The organism is Grimontia indica (assembly GCF_000333895.2).
In the GTDB taxonomy this organism is placed as follows: Bacteria; Pseudomonadota; Gammaproteobacteria; order Enterobacterales; family Vibrionaceae; genus Enterovibrio; species Enterovibrio indicus.
Window position 1 is genome coordinate 250,148 of record NZ_ANFM02000006.1, and the last position, 15,690, is coordinate 265,837.

18 protein-coding genes are annotated in these 15,690 nt (G+C 50.5%); 3 read left to right on the plus strand and 15 right to left on the minus strand.

All coding sequences use genetic code 11. The features are described 5' to 3' along the window. Positions 1-30: 30 nt before the first annotated feature. From ureG to urtA, 13 genes are all read right to left on the minus strand, one after another. Positions 31-651: an urease accessory protein UreG gene (gene ureG, locus D515_RS03505; RefSeq protein WP_002536042.1), complete on the minus strand. Its 621-nt coding sequence runs from the start codon at positions 649-651 to the stop codon at positions 31-33. A gap of 11 nt (positions 652-662) precedes the next feature. Beyond that, positions 663-1,331 (minus strand): urease accessory protein UreF, encoded by a 669-nt coding sequence (locus D515_RS03510; RefSeq protein WP_002536044.1) that lies wholly within the window; start codon positions 1,329-1,331, stop codon positions 663-665. A 2-nt stretch (positions 1,332-1,333) separates the two neighbouring features. After that, complete coding sequence (locus D515_RS03515; protein ID WP_002536047.1) at positions 1,334-1,525, minus strand: hypothetical protein; 192 nt, start codon at positions 1,523-1,525, stop codon at positions 1,334-1,336. A 37-nt stretch (positions 1,526-1,562) separates the two neighbouring features. Continuing rightward, complete coding sequence (gene ureE / locus D515_RS03520; RefSeq protein WP_002536048.1) at positions 1,563-2,030, minus strand: urease accessory protein UreE; 468 nt, start codon at positions 2,028-2,030, stop codon at positions 1,563-1,565. An 8-nt stretch (positions 2,031-2,038) separates the two neighbouring features. Further along, a complete protein-coding gene (ureC, locus tag D515_RS03525; RefSeq protein ID WP_002536050.1) occupies positions 2,039-3,745 on the minus strand; it encodes an urease subunit alpha in 1,707 nt (568 codons plus the stop codon). A 1-nt stretch (position 3,746) separates the two neighbouring features. Beyond that, positions 3,747-4,103 (minus strand): urease subunit beta, encoded by a 357-nt coding sequence (locus tag D515_RS03530; RefSeq protein ID WP_002536052.1) that lies wholly within the window; start codon positions 4,101-4,103, stop codon positions 3,747-3,749. A 9-nt stretch (positions 4,104-4,112) separates the two neighbouring features. Next, the gene (gene ureA, locus D515_RS03535) at positions 4,113-4,415 is read right to left on the minus strand and encodes an urease subunit gamma (RefSeq protein WP_002536054.1); all 303 of its coding nucleotides are present in this window, start codon (positions 4,413-4,415) and stop codon (positions 4,113-4,115) included. 71 nt (positions 4,416-4,486) lie between these two features. Beyond that, a complete protein-coding gene (locus D515_RS03540; protein ID WP_002536055.1) occupies positions 4,487-5,362 on the minus strand; it encodes an urease accessory protein UreD in 876 nt (291 codons plus the stop codon). Between the two features lie 10 nt (positions 5,363-5,372). Next, on the minus strand, positions 5,373-6,068 hold the full coding sequence (gene urtE, locus D515_RS03545) for an urea ABC transporter ATP-binding subunit UrtE (protein WP_002536057.1): 696 nt from the start codon (positions 6,066-6,068) through the stop codon (positions 5,373-5,375). Between the two features lie 11 nt (positions 6,069-6,079). Continuing rightward, positions 6,080-6,973 carry an urea ABC transporter ATP-binding protein UrtD gene (gene urtD / locus D515_RS03550; protein ID WP_002536058.1) on the minus strand — a complete coding sequence of 298 codons (894 nt, stop codon included), beginning with the start codon at positions 6,971-6,973 and terminating at the stop codon, positions 6,080-6,082. Continuing rightward, the gene (urtC, locus tag D515_RS03555; RefSeq protein WP_420835364.1) at positions 6,970-8,013 is read right to left on the minus strand and encodes an urea ABC transporter permease subunit UrtC; all 1,044 of its coding nucleotides are present in this window, start codon (positions 8,011-8,013) and stop codon (positions 6,970-6,972) included. Before urtC ends, urtD begins: the two co-directional genes overlap by 4 nt. A gap of 36 nt (positions 8,014-8,049) precedes the next feature. Beyond that, positions 8,050-9,732: an urea ABC transporter permease subunit UrtB gene (gene urtB, locus D515_RS03560; RefSeq protein WP_002536062.1), complete on the minus strand. Its 1,683-nt coding sequence runs from the start codon at positions 9,730-9,732 to the stop codon at positions 8,050-8,052. A 138-nt stretch (positions 9,733-9,870) separates the two neighbouring features. Further along, complete coding sequence (urtA, locus tag D515_RS03565) at positions 9,871-11,166, minus strand: urea ABC transporter substrate-binding protein (protein ID WP_002536063.1); 1,296 nt, start codon at positions 11,164-11,166, stop codon at positions 9,871-9,873. 334 nt (positions 11,167-11,500) lie between these two features. Here urtA and D515_RS03575 point away from each other — a divergent pair, with 334 nt between their 5' ends. Continuing rightward, positions 11,501-11,947 (plus strand): DUF4174 domain-containing protein, encoded by a 447-nt coding sequence (locus D515_RS03575; protein WP_002536067.1) that lies wholly within the window; start codon positions 11,501-11,503, stop codon positions 11,945-11,947. A gap of 58 nt (positions 11,948-12,005) precedes the next feature. On the opposite strand, the gene D515_RS03580 is transcribed toward D515_RS03575, so the two are convergent. Continuing rightward, positions 12,006-12,347: a 4a-hydroxytetrahydrobiopterin dehydratase gene (locus tag D515_RS03580; RefSeq protein WP_002536068.1), complete on the minus strand. Its 342-nt coding sequence runs from the start codon at positions 12,345-12,347 to the stop codon at positions 12,006-12,008. Between the two features lie 10 nt (positions 12,348-12,357). Next, the gene (gene phhA, locus D515_RS03585) at positions 12,358-13,149 is read right to left on the minus strand and encodes a phenylalanine 4-monooxygenase (RefSeq protein WP_002536070.1); all 792 of its coding nucleotides are present in this window, start codon (positions 13,147-13,149) and stop codon (positions 12,358-12,360) included. Positions 13,150-13,581: 432 nt separating this feature from the next. Between phhA and D515_RS03595 the strand changes: the two genes are divergently transcribed. Then, the gene (locus D515_RS03595) at positions 13,582-14,346 is read left to right on the plus strand and encodes an EAL domain-containing protein (protein WP_002536072.1); all 765 of its coding nucleotides are present in this window, start codon (positions 13,582-13,584) and stop codon (positions 14,344-14,346) included. A 147-nt stretch (positions 14,347-14,493) separates the two neighbouring features. Further along, complete coding sequence (gene ylqF, locus D515_RS03600) at positions 14,494-15,438, plus strand: ribosome biogenesis GTPase YlqF (protein ID WP_002536073.1); 945 nt, start codon at positions 14,494-14,496, stop codon at positions 15,436-15,438. The last annotated feature ends 252 nt before the right edge of the window (positions 15,439-15,690 follow it).

Consider the following 15,690-nt stretch of genomic DNA (forward strand, 5'->3'; position numbering starts at 1 on the left):
CTAGATATAACAAAATGAGAAGCGGGTTTATCAACCCGCTTTTTTCAACATTCCTTCCGTCTCGAGGAAATGAATCACTTCCGCCAGCCCCACACCTTCTTTCAGGTTGGAAAAGACATAAGGTTTCACCGGACGCATTCTTTTGGTATCCGAATCCATCACATCGAGGTTTGCACCAACGTAAGGTGCCAAGTCGATTTTGTTGATCACCAGTAGGTCAGAACGGGTAATGCCCGGTCCACCTTTGCGTGGGATCTTCTCGCCTTCTGCCACATCAATCACGTAGATTGTCAGATCAGCAAGTTCAGGGCTAAACGTGGCACTCAGGTTATCGCCGCCGCTTTCGATAAATACCAAATCCAGATCTTTATGAAGCTTTGACAATCCCTCAACTGCTTCAAGGTTCATTGACGCATCTTCACGAATCGCGGTGTGCGGACAACCACCTGTTTCCACCCCAACAATGCGTTCTGCAGGCAAAGCCTCGGCCTCGGTCAAAATGCGCTGATCTTCACGGGTATAAATATCATTGGTGACGACAGCCACCGAATAGGTATCACGCATGGCTTTACATAGCACTTCTAAAAGCGCCGTTTTTCCTGACCCTACCGGGCCACCCACACCGACTCTTAGCGGTTGTTTATAATCCATCTTCATTCTCCTTATGAGCGGAATAGCCGCGTGTATTGCGTTTCATGGCAGCTCGACGCGATGGCCTGCGCTGGTGCAAAAGAGCCAACTTGTTCGTCAGCGATAAAACGCGACGCTTCGACGACTTCCTGCAAAGCATCTGACACATCCATCAACACACGCTGTCCCGCTGTTTGTCCTAACGGCACCATTTTCACACCAGCGACGACACAGTTTTCCAACCAACTCCATGCATAGCCGTGGCAAAGAGATTCTTCTTCAATGCCCCATTTCATTCCGGCATACGCGAAGCCTGCGACCTGACTTTTCGCCAGCAACACATCTAACTGGCTTTCCGCTTCAACCAGCTCAAGCTGCTGCAACAGCTTCAGCATGGTGCGTCCACGCTGGAGCTCTTCCGTTCTTAGTTCCATCGTTTCGCGGCTGGCATACAGCCAATCGCACCAATAGTTTGCTGTCTCTAAATCTTCCGACTTCAGCGCTGCGAAAACACGGCGCAGCAAGGGCAGTTCGAGCTGTTGCAAGCTGTCTGTTGCCAAGCTCACCAGCCAGTCCTTCAATGCAGATTCACTGTCAACCCAGCCTGTTTCTATCGCCCACTCCAAACCTTGTGAGTAGCTGAATGCTCCCACAGGCAAAGAAGGACTGATAAGTTGAAACAGACGATAATCGGATTGCATGACTAACGGCCGTTGAACATGCGGTGAATCATGTAGCCAATTCCCGCCGCAGCTACCAGCATTAATACAGTTTCAAACGGGTGCGCCTGCGCGGTGGCCAAAATATGATGCGGCGTCTCAGTATGCGGTTCGCCAGTAATGTGTGCAAACGCGGGAAACGGTAATGCCAGCGCAGCGATAAGTAATTTTTTCATAGTCCTGTCTCCTTGACTGAATGTATTAAATCTAAAATCAATGATGATGGTGATGACCGGATGAGTGGCCGCCATAAGCGCCCGCTTCTGGCTCAAAAGGGGCCATTTCGACCACCACACGGCCTCCGAGTAATCCCACCATTTCGTCTAAAACGTGGTCATGCTGATAACGTACCCACCAATCACCCACTTGCAACGGTACATGGCGGTTACCCAAGTGGTAAGCGAGCCGAGCCAATAACACGCCATCATCAGCGTGTACGGTTGATACTTTTTCCTCTGCCGCGATAACACGAACTTGGTGGCCGCAGGTTGATACCAACACATCACCACCGCGAAGCGTTTGCCCACGGGGAAGAAACAACCCAGCCTCACTGCCGTTGTCCAACGTGACGCGGATACGGCTTTTTATTCTTGAATCAATGCCCAGGTGAATGGTCGCCAATTCGGTGATATCACTTTCCCTGACATCCGATGCTTTGATGATTTCTGTAAATTCGATCATTTTTTACCTCAGAACAGGAAGTAACGTTGCGCCATCGGCAACACATCAGCAGGCTGGCAAACCAGTAATTGGCCATCAGCACGAACCTCATAGGTTTGAGGATCCACTTCGATCGTTGGCTGCCAGTCGTTCAGTTTCATGTCTTTCTTGCGGATGTTTCTGCAGTTTTTCACTGCCACTGCACCACTCTTCAGATCGAGCATTTCCGGTACACCGTTATCAATCGACATCTGAGACATAAACAACAGCGAGCTCTGTGCTGGGCCTGCACCAAAAGAACCAAACATAGGGCGGTAATGCACAGGCTGAGGTGTTGGAATGGAGCCATTTGGATCGCCCATAGGCGCAGTAGCAATTAAGCCGCCTTTGATCACCAGCGAAGGTTTCACGCCAAAGAAAGCAGGCTTCCAAAGTACCAGGTCCGCCAATTTGCCCTTTTCAATCGAGCCCACTTCATGGGCGACGCCATGAGTAATCGCCGGGTTAATGGTGTATTTCGCCACATAACGTTTGATTCTCGCGTTATCGCTATAGCTGCTGTCGCCTTCCAACGCACCAAACTGCACTTTCATCTTGTGCGCGGTTTGCCAGGTACGAAGGATGACTTCACCGACTCGTCCCATGGCCTGCGAGTCCGACGAAATCATCGAAAACGCCCCCATGTCGTGAAGCATGTCTTCCGCCGCAATGGTTTCGCGGCGAATACGGGATTCCGCGAACGCGATGTCTTCGGCGATGGACGGTGAAAGGTGGTGACACACCATCAACATGTCGAGGTGTTCATCCACCGTATTGACCGTGTAAGGACGGGTTGGGTTAGTCGAAGACGGCAACACGTTAGCCAGACCTGCCGCTTTAATGATGTCCGGCGCGTGACCACCGCCCGCCCCTTCGGTGTGATAGGTATGTATGACGCGATCACCAATCGCATTCAGCGTCGATTCCACAAAGCCACACTCGTTGAGCGTATCGGTATGAATCGCAACCTGAGTATCCGTCACTTCCGCCACGCTTAAACAGCAATCAATCGCTGCTGGCGTTGAGCCCCAGTCTTCGTGCAGTTTCAAGCCACAGGCACCCGCCGCAATTTGCTCGTCCAGCGCGTCCGGTAAGCTCGCGTTACCTTTACCCAGCAAACCGAAGTTCATCGGGAACGCATCCAACGATTCGAGCATGCGGTGAATGTTCCAAGGTCCCGGCGTACAGGTTGTCGCATTGGTGCCTGTCGCTGGGCCAGTACCGCCACCGATCATAGTAGTCACGCCAGAGGTCAGTGCTTCTTCGATTTGCTGCGGGCAGATAAAGTGGATGTGAGAATCAATGCCGCCCGCTGTCAGGATTTGACCTTCCCCCGCCACCACTTCAGTGCCCGGGCCAATGATGATATCGACATTGTCCTGAATGTCCGGGTTACCGGCTTTGCCTATACCCGCAATGCGACCGCCTTTTACAGCGACATCTGCTTTTACGATGCCCCAGTAATCGAGCACGACAACATTGGTGATCACCATGTCCGGTGTTTCGCTGCTAGGGCGCTGGCTTTGTCCCATACCATCGCGAATAGTTTTACCGCCGCCGAATTTCACCTCGTCGCCGTAAACCGTGAAGTCTTTTTCCACTTCCAGCCAGAGTTCGGTGTCCGCCAAGCGCACACAGTCGCCTGTGGTTGGACCGAACATTTCTGCATAAGCGCTTCGGGATATTTTCTTACTCATCTCAATCATCCTTATCGCTGTTTGAAGCGCCATCTATCGGACCCATACAGCGCCCTTGAAAGCCATACACCTCACGAGAACCCGCGTAAGCCACAAGCTCTACAGAGCGACTTTGACCTGGTTCGAAACGTACCGCCGTGCCTGAAGGAATGTTGAGGCGAAATCCTTTTGTCATGTTGCGTTCAAAAACCAGCGCGTCATTCACTTCGAAAAAGTGATAGTGGGAGCCAACCTGGACTGGCCTGTCACCTGTGTTTGCTACATCAACGGTAACAGTTGGGCGACCTGCATTGAGTTCGATTTCCCCGTCTGCTGCGCGAATTTCACCCGGCGTGAAGGAACCTGTTTTTAGTTTCATTCTGGCCTCCTACACAATCGGATCATGAACAGTGACGAGCTTAGTGCCATCAGGGAAAGTCGCTTCTACCTGCACGTCGTGGATCATCTCTGGCACCCCTTCCATCACGTCGTTGACGGTCAGGATAGTGCGACCGTAATCCATCAACTCCGCCACGGTTCGACCGTCTCGCGCGCCTTCCATAATGGCGGCGCTGATCAAGGCGACTGATTCGGGATAGTTCAACTTCAAGCCGCGCTCTTTACGTCGCTCAGCGAGCAAAGCCGCAGTAAATAACAGCAGCTTGTCCTTTTCTCTCGGGGTTAACTCCATGTGTTGACTCCTCGCAGTTTTCGCGGTCAATACACCGCTATAAATCAGTTACGCCAGAACACCACTATCCATCAGGTACGCCAGATCCTCGGCACATCAGGAGTTGCGCCGGTCCAGTGTTTTCGAATTTTTAGCCAGCATTCCGTCAGAATGTGGAACAGGGTTTCTGTGTTTGATGCCAATGCCCGCACAGCCACCAATCCGTCGATATAGGTGATGCCAAGCTCTAGCTCTTTCGGTTTGTCCTGCTCAGCCCACCAGTTTTTAAGTAACTCAGACAAAGCCTCTGCATCGCCATACACGAACATCGAACCGACAACGGGATAGCCACGAAGCGCCGCAGCAGAGTGTTGTAGCGTGGCTGGATTGACGCGCAGGCGCTCGCAGAGAACGAGCTTGTCGTCGATGGAAATCGTGGTCATTCCATCAATCACGCCTTTATCGAAGGCTTGGTTGGAAACAGGCTGTCCCAAAGTCCAAATTTCCCAGCCTGCAAAGCGCGCATGAGAGGAAATTTGAATATCAGTACGGGTGACAAGATGGGCATTCGGAAACGCAATGTTTTCCAACGGCAACCACTCAAGACGACTGTCTTCACCCACTTTCAGCGATTGGTTTAACATCGCGACACGACCGTCTGAACGATAAAAACGGGTTGCGCCAGGAGTGGTCATTAATACTTCTGCGCCGTCTTTGGCGTCGACAAACACATTCAGGCTATCGCCACCCACCACGCCACCCGGCGGATGCAATAAATGGCTGTGGCAAACACCGCCTTCCGGATACAAAGCGCGCTGCACCGCTAATGGGCCGCGGTGTAGGCAATCACGCAATACCGTTCGAGTACCGTTGTGCTGATAGCCGAGGCGAAGCTCCGCTTCCCATCGGCCGTGAGACTGGGTGTTCGGGACATTGCTTTCATAAACGTCAGAGAGCGTTTGTGCCATACAATCACTCCTACACAGTCAGATACTGTCGGATCAGATCATCAGAAAGCTCGTCCATTTCGCCGCTGGCAACGCTTCTTCCCCGATCAAGCAAACAGAATCTGTCGCCGACTTTGCGTGCGAAAGGCAGCTTCTGCTCAACAAGAATGACAGTGAGACCCATCTCCTGATTGAGTTTGCAGATGATGTCGCCAATTTCCTGCACGATGTTTGGCTGAATCCCTTCTGTTGGCTCATCCAACAGCAACAGTTTGGGGTCGATCACCAAAGCGCGGGCAATCGCCAACTGCTGTTGCTGACCACCTGATAGATCCCCGCCAAAGCGGCGCTTCATTTCCGCCAGAACAGGAAACAACTCATAGATGTAATCCGGGATTTTCCTGTCGTTCTTCGGGCGAATTGGCAGGCCGATTTCCAGATTTTCCTCAACGGTTAATCGTGGGAAGATCTGACGACCCTGCGGTACATAACCCACACCCGCTCGTGGTCGGTCTTCCGCGCGGCGAGGGGCAAGGTCATTGCCTTCCATCAGGATTTGACCAGTATCGACTTTCAACAGCCCCATGATGCTTTGTAGTAAGGTGGTTTTTCCGACGCCATTGCGTCCCATCACCACGGTGCATTGTCCTTTTGGCGCTTCAATGGAAAGATCCCAGAGTGTCTGACTCTCTCCGTAACGCTGATTTAATCCATTTACTGTCAGCATTAAGCTCTCTCCTATTGGCCCAAGTACACTTCGCGAACACGCTGGTCGTCCTGAATCGATTTCATCGATCCCTCTGCCAGCACATGTCCTTGGTGAAGCACGGTCACTGTCGACGCAATGCTGCGAACAAAATCCATGTCGTGCTCAACCACCATGATCGAATGCTCTCCCGCCAGGGAAAGCAGCAATTCAGCAGTACGATCCATCTCCTGATGCGTCATGCCCGCTACGGGCTCATCCACCAGCAAAAGCTTGGGTTTCTGCATCAGCAACATGCCGATTTCAAGCCACTGTTTTTGGCCATGGGAAAGCTTACCCGCCAACATTCTGGACTGCGTGTCTAAGCCTATTAGCTCCAGTACTCTTTCTATGTCGCATTTCTGCTCACCAGATAAAACAGCCCGGAACAGGTGCCATGTCGATTTCTCACCCGCCATGGCGAGCTCAAGGTTTTCCCAAACTGACAACGCTTCAAATACGGTAGGTTTCTGGAATTTTCGGCCAATGCCCGCATTGGCAATTTCCGCTTCATCCATCTTGAGCAGGTTCAATTGCTGACCGAGCCAAACATCGCCCACATCCGGTCTCGTCTTCCCTGTGATGATGTCCATCATGGTGGTTTTACCCGCGCCATTTGGACCGATGATGCAACGAAGCTCGCCTTCTTTGATGTACAAATTCAAATCGTTAATCGCTTTGAAACCATCAAAAGATACCGACACGCCTTCGACGTAGAGCAACATGCCGTTTTTCACGTCGACTTTTGGGTTGTATTGAGGCTTCAGGAAGCTGAATACCTGATCACGTCGGGTGATTTCATTCAGCAGCTCCGCCGTAGGATTAATTTCAGGCAGTTGTTCTTTTTGGTGGTTCATGCCTTCAACCACCAAGGTTCTCGACATCATGCGTTTGCCTCCTTGCGAAACAGTCCACTTACGCCTTTTGGCAGATACAAGGTGGCGAGAACAAACAACGCACCCAATGCAAACAGCCACACTTCTGGAAATTCAACCGTGAACCAGCTTTTCGCGTAGTTCACCAGCACCGCACCAATGACAGCGCCATAAAGGGTCGCGCGGCCGCCCAGTGCTACCCAAACTACGATTTCAATCGAGTTCAGCGGTGCAAATTCTCCAGGGTTAATAATGCCCACCTGCGGGACATACAAGGCTCCCGCAACACCAGCGATGGCAGCAGAGAGGACAAACAACCAGAGCTTGCTATTCTCAACGCGATACCCAACAAATCGGGCGCGGGATTCCGCATCGCGAATCGCGATCGTCAATGCACCTAATCGGCTGACAACCACCGCACGACACAACAAGTAAGCCAACAGCAACGCCATCACGGTCGCCGTAAATAACCCAATTCGGGTGGCATCGCTTTGAAGGCTGAAACCGAGAATGTCTTTGAAATCCGTCAGGCCATTGTTGCCGCCAAATCCCATTTCATTGCGGAAGAAAGCCAGCATCAAAGCGAACGTCATCGCCTGCGTCATGATGGAGAGGTAGACCCCGGACACGCGTGAGCGGAACGCCAGCCAGCCGAACACAAAGGCCAACAAACCCGGCACAGCGACCGCCATCAAACAGGCAAACCAGAATTGGTCGAAGCCGAACCAAAACCACGGCAGTTCCTGCCAGTTAAGGAACACCATAAAGTCCGGCAGTTCTGGGTTACCGTAAACACCGCGATCACCAATCTGGCGCATCAGGTACATGCCCATGGCATATCCGCCGAGTGCGAAGAACGCGCCGTGACCCAGACTCAAAATACCAAGATAGCCCCACACCAAATCCACTGACAGCGCGAGAATGGCGAAGCAGAGATATTTGCCAAGCAGAGAAACGGTATAGGTTTCGAGATGAAAAACGCTACCCGCCGGTACCACCAGATTCAGGATAGGCACCAGAAAACTGATGCTCAGCAGCACCACAATCATCATGACCGTTGAGCGGTCGAAAAGGGATTTAGTGACCATTTAGTTGTCCTCCGCCATGCGTCCACGTTGCGGGAACAAACCTTTAGGACGTTTCTGAATAAAGAGGATGATGAACACCAGAACTAGGATCTTCGCCAATACAGCGCCCGCCCAAGGTTCCAAGACTTTGTTGAACACGCCCAGGCTCAAGCCTGCAGCCAGCGTTCCCCATAGGTTTCCAACACCACCGAAGACCACCACCATGAAAGAGTCAATGATGTAAGCCTGACCCATGTTCGGCCCCACATTGGTGAGCTGGGAAAGCGCCACGCCAGCAACACCGGCGATGCCAGAGCCCAAACCAAAGGTCGCCATGTCGACCCATTCAGATCGCACACCCATCGCGCGGGCCATTGCACGGTTTTGAGACACGGCGCGAACCTGCAAGCCCAGCGGCGTGCGTTTCAAAATAAACAGGAGTGCAAAGAAAACCATCAGGCAGAACACCATGATGTACATGCGACTGGCTGTCAGCTCTAGCATCGGCGTCACTTCAATCATGCCGCTCATAAAATCAGGCGTACTGACGGAACGGTTAAGCGGTGAGAAGATGCTACGGACTGCTTGTTGCAGAATGAGGCTGATACCAAAGGTCGCCAGCAGAGTTTCCAATGGTCGACCGTAAAGATGTCGAATCACCGAGCGTTCTATCGCCATGCCCACCAAACCGGAAACCACAAAGGCGCAAGGAATAGAAAGCAGCAACGCCATGCCGGTTTGCGCCGGGAAAAGTTGTTGCAGCACATAAGTAGTATACGCGCCGATCATGATCAGCTCACCATGTGCCATGTTAATCACGCCCATTACACCAAATGTGATGGCAAGGCCGATTCCCGCGAGCACTAGTACCGACCCAAGACTTAAACCGAAGTACAAGGTCTGGGCGGCATTCACTACACGCTGGCTCTGTTCATACTCAGCAATCGCTTTATCAAGCGCTGTGATGGTTTCAACATCATCACTCTGCACTTTCGCTCTTGCTGCCTGCAGCGCATCAAAGGCTTCGGGCAAACCAACGCTAGACAGGAAAGTTATGGCTTCCATGGTCTGCTTTGCTTCCATGGTCTGCGTTGCTTCGCTGCCTTCTGTCACTGAGTAAACTGAAATCGCCGTCGACAAGTACTTTTTAGTGACAGTGTCACTCTCATCATCACGTATCGAAACGATGGCAGGCAGTAAGGAGGCATCAAGCTCCCCAATCATACGTCTAGCAGCAGTTTGTCGGGTTTCTGCATCAGCGCTGGACAGTGCAGCTGTCGCCATGACTGTCTTTATCTGACTGCGGATACTGTTATTGATGGTCACCGCACGGTACTGGCGTTTCTTTTCTACCGTCACAGTATCGCCAGAAAGGATATTGGTCAGCTCGCTGCCTTTCGCCAATGGCGGCTCGGCAAGATACCAAACAGATCTGGCTTTCTTGTCGTAAACCACCTGCTTATTCAGCAAGCCTTCAAGAAGTTGAATGTTTGAAACTGTTACTTGTTCTGATGACTCAGCTGTAGCGATAAAAGCAATCGCGGCTTCTTTGTCACCAAACGATTTACCCGCAAGTGCGCTTGCGGCTTGCGACATCTCCGAAATGTCGGCATTCGCCTGTGCTGTTATCAGCACGCCACTCATAACAACGAGTAAACGGCACAACCACAGCAGGCGATTCATTGTTGCTGTCAAACGTTGCATGAATCGATCCTTCGAAAAAGTCCTGCCAATGCGGTTCATATGTGCAAGGAGACGGCACCGCAAAGGCAGGTAAACTGGAAGCAACCTTCCGGGCAGGACTCTCTATGGACTCCCTACCCTAGTAGATAGAATCAGAACTTATTCAGCGACACCTGAGCACTGGCCCGTGGTGACATTGAAGCTGCCGCAAGACATTGGCTTCAGCCAGCTTGCAAACAGGTCTTTGGAGCCAGTCAGGTAATCAGACCACGCATCACCCGCAACAACATCTGGGGTTTCCCACACGGTCACGAACTGACCGTCGTCCTGAATTTCACCAATCAACACAGGCTTAGTGATGTGGTGGTTAGGCATCATGGTCGCAAAACCGCCAGTCAGGTTTGGAACAGTCACACCAATGATCGATTCCTGAACGGCTTCAGAATCTGTGGTGCCTGCTTTCTCAACCGCTTTCGCCCACATGTTGAAACCCAGGTAAGTGGCTTCCATTGGATCGTTAGTCACACGCTTGTCGTCTTTGATGTAGGCATGCCACTTCTCAACGAACTCGTCGTTGGTGTCAGTTTCCACGCTCATGAAGTAGTTCCATGCCGCGAGGTGGCCCACCAGCGCAGAAGTGTCCATACCAGACAGTTCTTCTTCACCGACTGAGAACGCGACGACAGGAATGTCTTCCGCTTCTACGCCCTGAGCAGCAAGCTCTTTGTAGAAAGGCACGTTGGCGTCACCGTTGATGGTAGAAACCACTGCGGTTTTCTTACCGGCAGCACCGAATTTCTTGATGTCAGCAACGATTGACTGCCAATCAGAGTGACCAAATGGGGTGTAATTGATCATGATGTCTTCTTTGGCGACACCACTGTCAATTAAATAGGCTTCGAGGATTTTGTTAGTCGTACGTGGATAGACATAGTCAGTACCTGCCAATACCCAGCGCTCAACGCCAAGGTCTTTTTTCAGGTAATCAACAGCAGGAATTGCCTGCTGGTTAGGCGCAGCGCCAGTGTAGAACACGTTTTTCGAGGACTCTTCACCCTCGTACTGAACAGGATAGAACAGCAGGCTGTTAAGTTCTTCGAATACAGGTAAGACAGATTTACGTGAAACGGATGTCCAGCAGCCGAACACAACATCTACTTCTTCTTTCTCAATCAGTTCGCGTGCTTTTTCTGCAAACAGCGGCCAGTTTGAAGCTGGGTCAACCACAACGGCTTCCAGCTTCTTGCCGAGCAAGCCGCCTTTCTTGTTTTGCTCGTCCACCATCATCAACACGGTGTCTTTCAACGTCGTTTCACTGATCGCCATCGTTCCAGATAGCGAGTGCAAGACACCCACTTTGATGGTGTCTTCTTCAGCGACAACCTGAAATGAGATGCCAGCACCAGCGATAACCGCAGCACTTACCCAATTTAATGCAAACTTCTTCCCATTCATTGCAAAAGCTCCTTTTGAGTATCTGGGATACCCTTGAGCAAGAGCCTTGCCATAAACGAGATGTTGCTCGCAAATAAATCACAACCCAATGAAATAAAACAGGTTTTATACAGAGCATCAAACGTTATAGACACGAACACAAAATTCAAGATGCTTAAGAATGGTGCATAGAAACCTGCCCAACGCACTATATTAGTCACTCCTTAGCTAGGAATGACACGACGCACTTATATGGAGCATCGTTCTGTATTTTTTAGTACAGGCAGGAGAGATCAATCCGGACGAACTATGCTTACGTACTAGCAAACATGTTCTTTGTGGAAGGGCGTGTATCATGAAAACGTTCACTTATCTTGGGTTGGCTCTGACTGGGCTGTGGTTCAGCACAAACACGCTCGCCTACCCGATGTACGGTCTGATTGAACCCCACCGAACACTTATCTATTTTTCAAAAGGTTTCGATGAAAACGTCGCCTCTTTTGAGCGTCAGTTGCTGGTTCATCGCTGCCAGATTGATGACAGAGACCTCCATACGCTCATTTTAGACATGAACGATCTGTCCGACTCCCGAGGCCTATTCTCTTCGCAGGAAATCATCAAACTGATGAACAAATATCGCGTGCGGAACAACGAGCATACCGCGGTATTGATCGGTAAGGATGGCACCGAAAAAGCCCGTTGGCGTCAGGGTTTTGATATCAACGAAATGGTGCAGGTTATTGATGAGATGCCAATGCGGAAGGCAGAAATCAGGGAACGAGGTTTGAGGTGTAGCATTTAGCTGTCGCTGTTTTCTCTATAAAGGGGCATTGCGCCCCTTTCTTACTTTTTAGCGAAGATCAGTCTTCGCACAACAAATCTGTCTTGGCTGCACAGATAAAATCATTTTTGTGCAAACCTTTAATTTTGTGGGTCCACCAAGTAACTGAACAGCTTCCCCACTCCAGAAGAATGGCCGGGTGATGTCCTTCAGCTTCTGCTAACTCCGCCACCTTGTCTGCAAATTCCCACGCCAATTTGAAGTTGCGGAACTTATAAACGCGTTGCAATTGGTTGATGCCATCGACCTCCAGCAGTTGCCACTCAGGAAGCGTGGACATCAAACTTGCCGCTTCATCACCGTCCACTCTTGGCGCATCTGCACGGCAGGCTTCACATTGCAGTTCTGACAATTGTTCCATTTCATTCTCCCTATTGTGCGATTTTCTGAGGGTAAAGTGGCGCATGCAGACCAAGGGCTTTTGCCCTGTTCACACACGCGAGCAAGTCGAGTTTCTCGAGTTCGTACAGCTCGTCGAGCGTACTTAAATAAAAGTAGATCGGTTGCAGAATGTCGATGCGATAAGGCGTTCTCATTACGTCGATCACATCCAATTTTTTCCGAATCGGTTCATCGCTATTAAAGGCATACTCGGTTTCCGCAGGTGAAGACAAAATCCCACCGCCGTATATTGATAGCCCCTCGTCGTTTTGAACCAGCCCAAACTCAACCGTAAACCAGTACAACCTTGCAAGATATACGCGATCTGCCTTAGATGCGTTCACTCCCAGCTTGCCATAATGTTGGGTAAATGAAGCAAACGCTGGATGCGTCAACATGGCGCAATGACCGAAAATTTCGTGGAAGAAGTCAGGCTCTTGTAGATAGTCAAAGTCCTGCTGAGTGCGAAGAAAGGTCGCGACAGGAAACCGTTTTGATGCAAGCAGCGCGAAGAAATGGTCGAAATCAATCAAAGCTGGCACAGGCTCCAGCTGCCAACCCGTTGTTTCTGCCAGAACACGGTTGATGGAAGATATCTGTGGCGCACAATTTGTGGGCAAATCCAACAATGCCAGCCCATCAAAATACTCACGACACGCCTTGCCCTTGATGCAGTCTAACTGTCTGGCGACAAGCTGCGTCCAGACCTCATGTTCGTCATCCGTCCAAGCGATCTGACCTTTAGAATCCAACGGCTTAGATTCGTATTGATGCTGTTTCATCGACACGCCTCCCTGTTTCGTCTCTACAAAAAACGATAGCGGTTCAACATGGAGAGGAAAACACCCGGGCGGGTTTTACAGAACACCAGTGCGTAACATTTTATTTACATCCCGCTTTTACGCGAGCGGTGAGTGGAAGATGATTTTTGTCTCCCTCGTCTTGCACGTCATTGCCATTAAGACAAAGATAACAATTGTAAGAGAAGGCAGACATTACGTGGCTTTCAGCGAGGTTCCCAAGCACAAAAAAGCGTCTCACCTCGGAGAAGATCACATTAATCTAGCATGCAAGCTAATGATTGATTTGCCGATAGTACGCTTTCGCGTAACATCGGTCAGATCTGATTGAGAGGTAAGGTAGTCGTGGTTAAGCACTTGAGGACACAATCTGAATTTGAGGAATGCCTGCGCACCGATACAAATGGTGACGTGATGGCTGTCTTCAATGGATTGGAACTTCGCAGTGTCTTTCAGCCTATCTTCCGGGCAAATGGCACGGTACTTGGGTTTGAAGCGCTAGTGCGGGCCAGAAAAACGGATGGAGAGCCAGCCTGCCCTGCACATCTTTTCAGGAAGCTCGATCACGACCATCCGGACTTTATAAACCAAATCAGTATCGACAAACTTGCCCGCGTTATCCATATCAGAAACTTCTCTTTATTCGCTGGTAATCACTCCATCTTTCTCAACATGCTGCCGTCTTCTGCCGTCGCTTCTATCGAGACTTTTTCCAAGCAGAATCTAATGGTCAAACGTTTAGCTGAGCTTGGCATTCCGCGTCATCACGTTGTACTTGAAGTGGTTGAGCACCTGCACGCCGACACCCTCTCGCTCTCCGTTGCCATTACACAATCTATTAATAACGGCTTCCAAATCGCGGTAGATGACTACGGCGTAGAGGGCTCAGAGGAAATGCGTGTACGTATGATTCGCCCAAGCCTAATTAAGATCGACCGTTCTTTAGTGCAACGTTATGTAGAAGGCGAAGTAGAAACCATGCTGCGTGCTGTTGCCCTCGCCAACGAAGTGAATGCTGAAATATTGGTGGAGGGCATCGAGAATCAGGAAGAATACGAAGCCATGCGCGCCCTGCACATCAATTACTTCCAGGGTTTCTATTTGGGCATGCCACAGCGCTTGGAAGATTTCTTTGCTGCCAACCCTGGCAAGCGCGGGCCGACCCAGAAGGTCGAATAAGAAAATCGGCTAACCTCTCACCACTCTCCCCCTGTTCTTCCAGTTATTTTTTATCAAGCCTCCGTTAAGTGCTAAAATCGCCGACAACTTTTCGCCTCAGCGCATGTTGAAAGGCGTTTATACAGAATTACAAAGGCAATCATTCGCATGATTAACAATTCCATCCAGTGGTTCCCGGGCCACATGCACAAAGCGCGTAAAGAAATCGAAGAAGTGGTACCAAAAATCGATGTGATCATCGAGGTACTGGACGCGCGCATTCCGTTTAGCAGCGAAAACCCAATGATTCGCCGCATCCGCAAAGATAAGCCAGTGATTAAAGTGCTGAACAAGCGCGATCTGGCTGACCCGGAGATGACTGCCCTGTGGCTTGAACACCTTGAAAAAGAACAAGGTGTAAAAGCGATGGCTATCACCACTGAGCAAATCAGTGAAGTGAATAAAATCATGGATCTTTGCCACAAGCTCGCCCCTCACCGTGAAGAAATGGGCAAGAACATTCGCACCATGATCATGGGTATTCCGAACGTCGGTAAATCCACTATCATCAACACACTGGCTGGCCGTGTTGTCGCGAAAACCGGTAACCAACCGGCTGTCACCCGCCAACAGCAGCGCATTAACCTGCAAAATGGTGTGGTACTTTCTGACACCCCAGGGATCCTGTGGCCAAAAGTAGAAAATCCACACAGTGGCTTCCGCCTTGCAGCAACTGGCGCGGTAAAAGACACGGCGATGGAATATGACGAAGTAGCGTTCTACACCGTGGAATATCTCGCAAGCGCATACCCAGAACTGCTGAAAAAGCGCTACAACATCGAAGAGCTACCAGAAACTGAGGTGGAACTGATGGAAGCGATTGGCGAGAAGCGCGGCTGTTTGCGTGCTGGCGGCCGTATCGACCTGCACAAAGCCTCAGAGATTCTGATCAACGACCTTCGCAACGGAGCACTGGGTCTCATCACGCTGGAACACCCAGACATGATCAGCCAGGAACTGGTTGAAGTAGAAGAAGCCGCAGCACAGAAAGCAGAAGAAAAAGCGAAACACAAAGAAGAGCGTCGTAAGCGATATTTGAAGAATAAGCGCTAAGGCGAGATTCGAGATAAGAGTCTCGAGAGTTGAGATTGAAGAGCCCTGCGAATGCGGGGCTTTTTGTTTTGGCTAGCTTTTGGTTCTTCCCCTATTGTTTTAGGGGAAGTTAGATGAAGACTTTGCTATTGGCTCTGGAGCATTTTGGGACAATTTCGAGTTGAGAATTGTGTTCGTAACTGTCGAGTTCGGATTACTTCAGATAGGGAAACCGAAATAAGTGACTTTGTGGTTCAGGGACGCAGCCAAAAG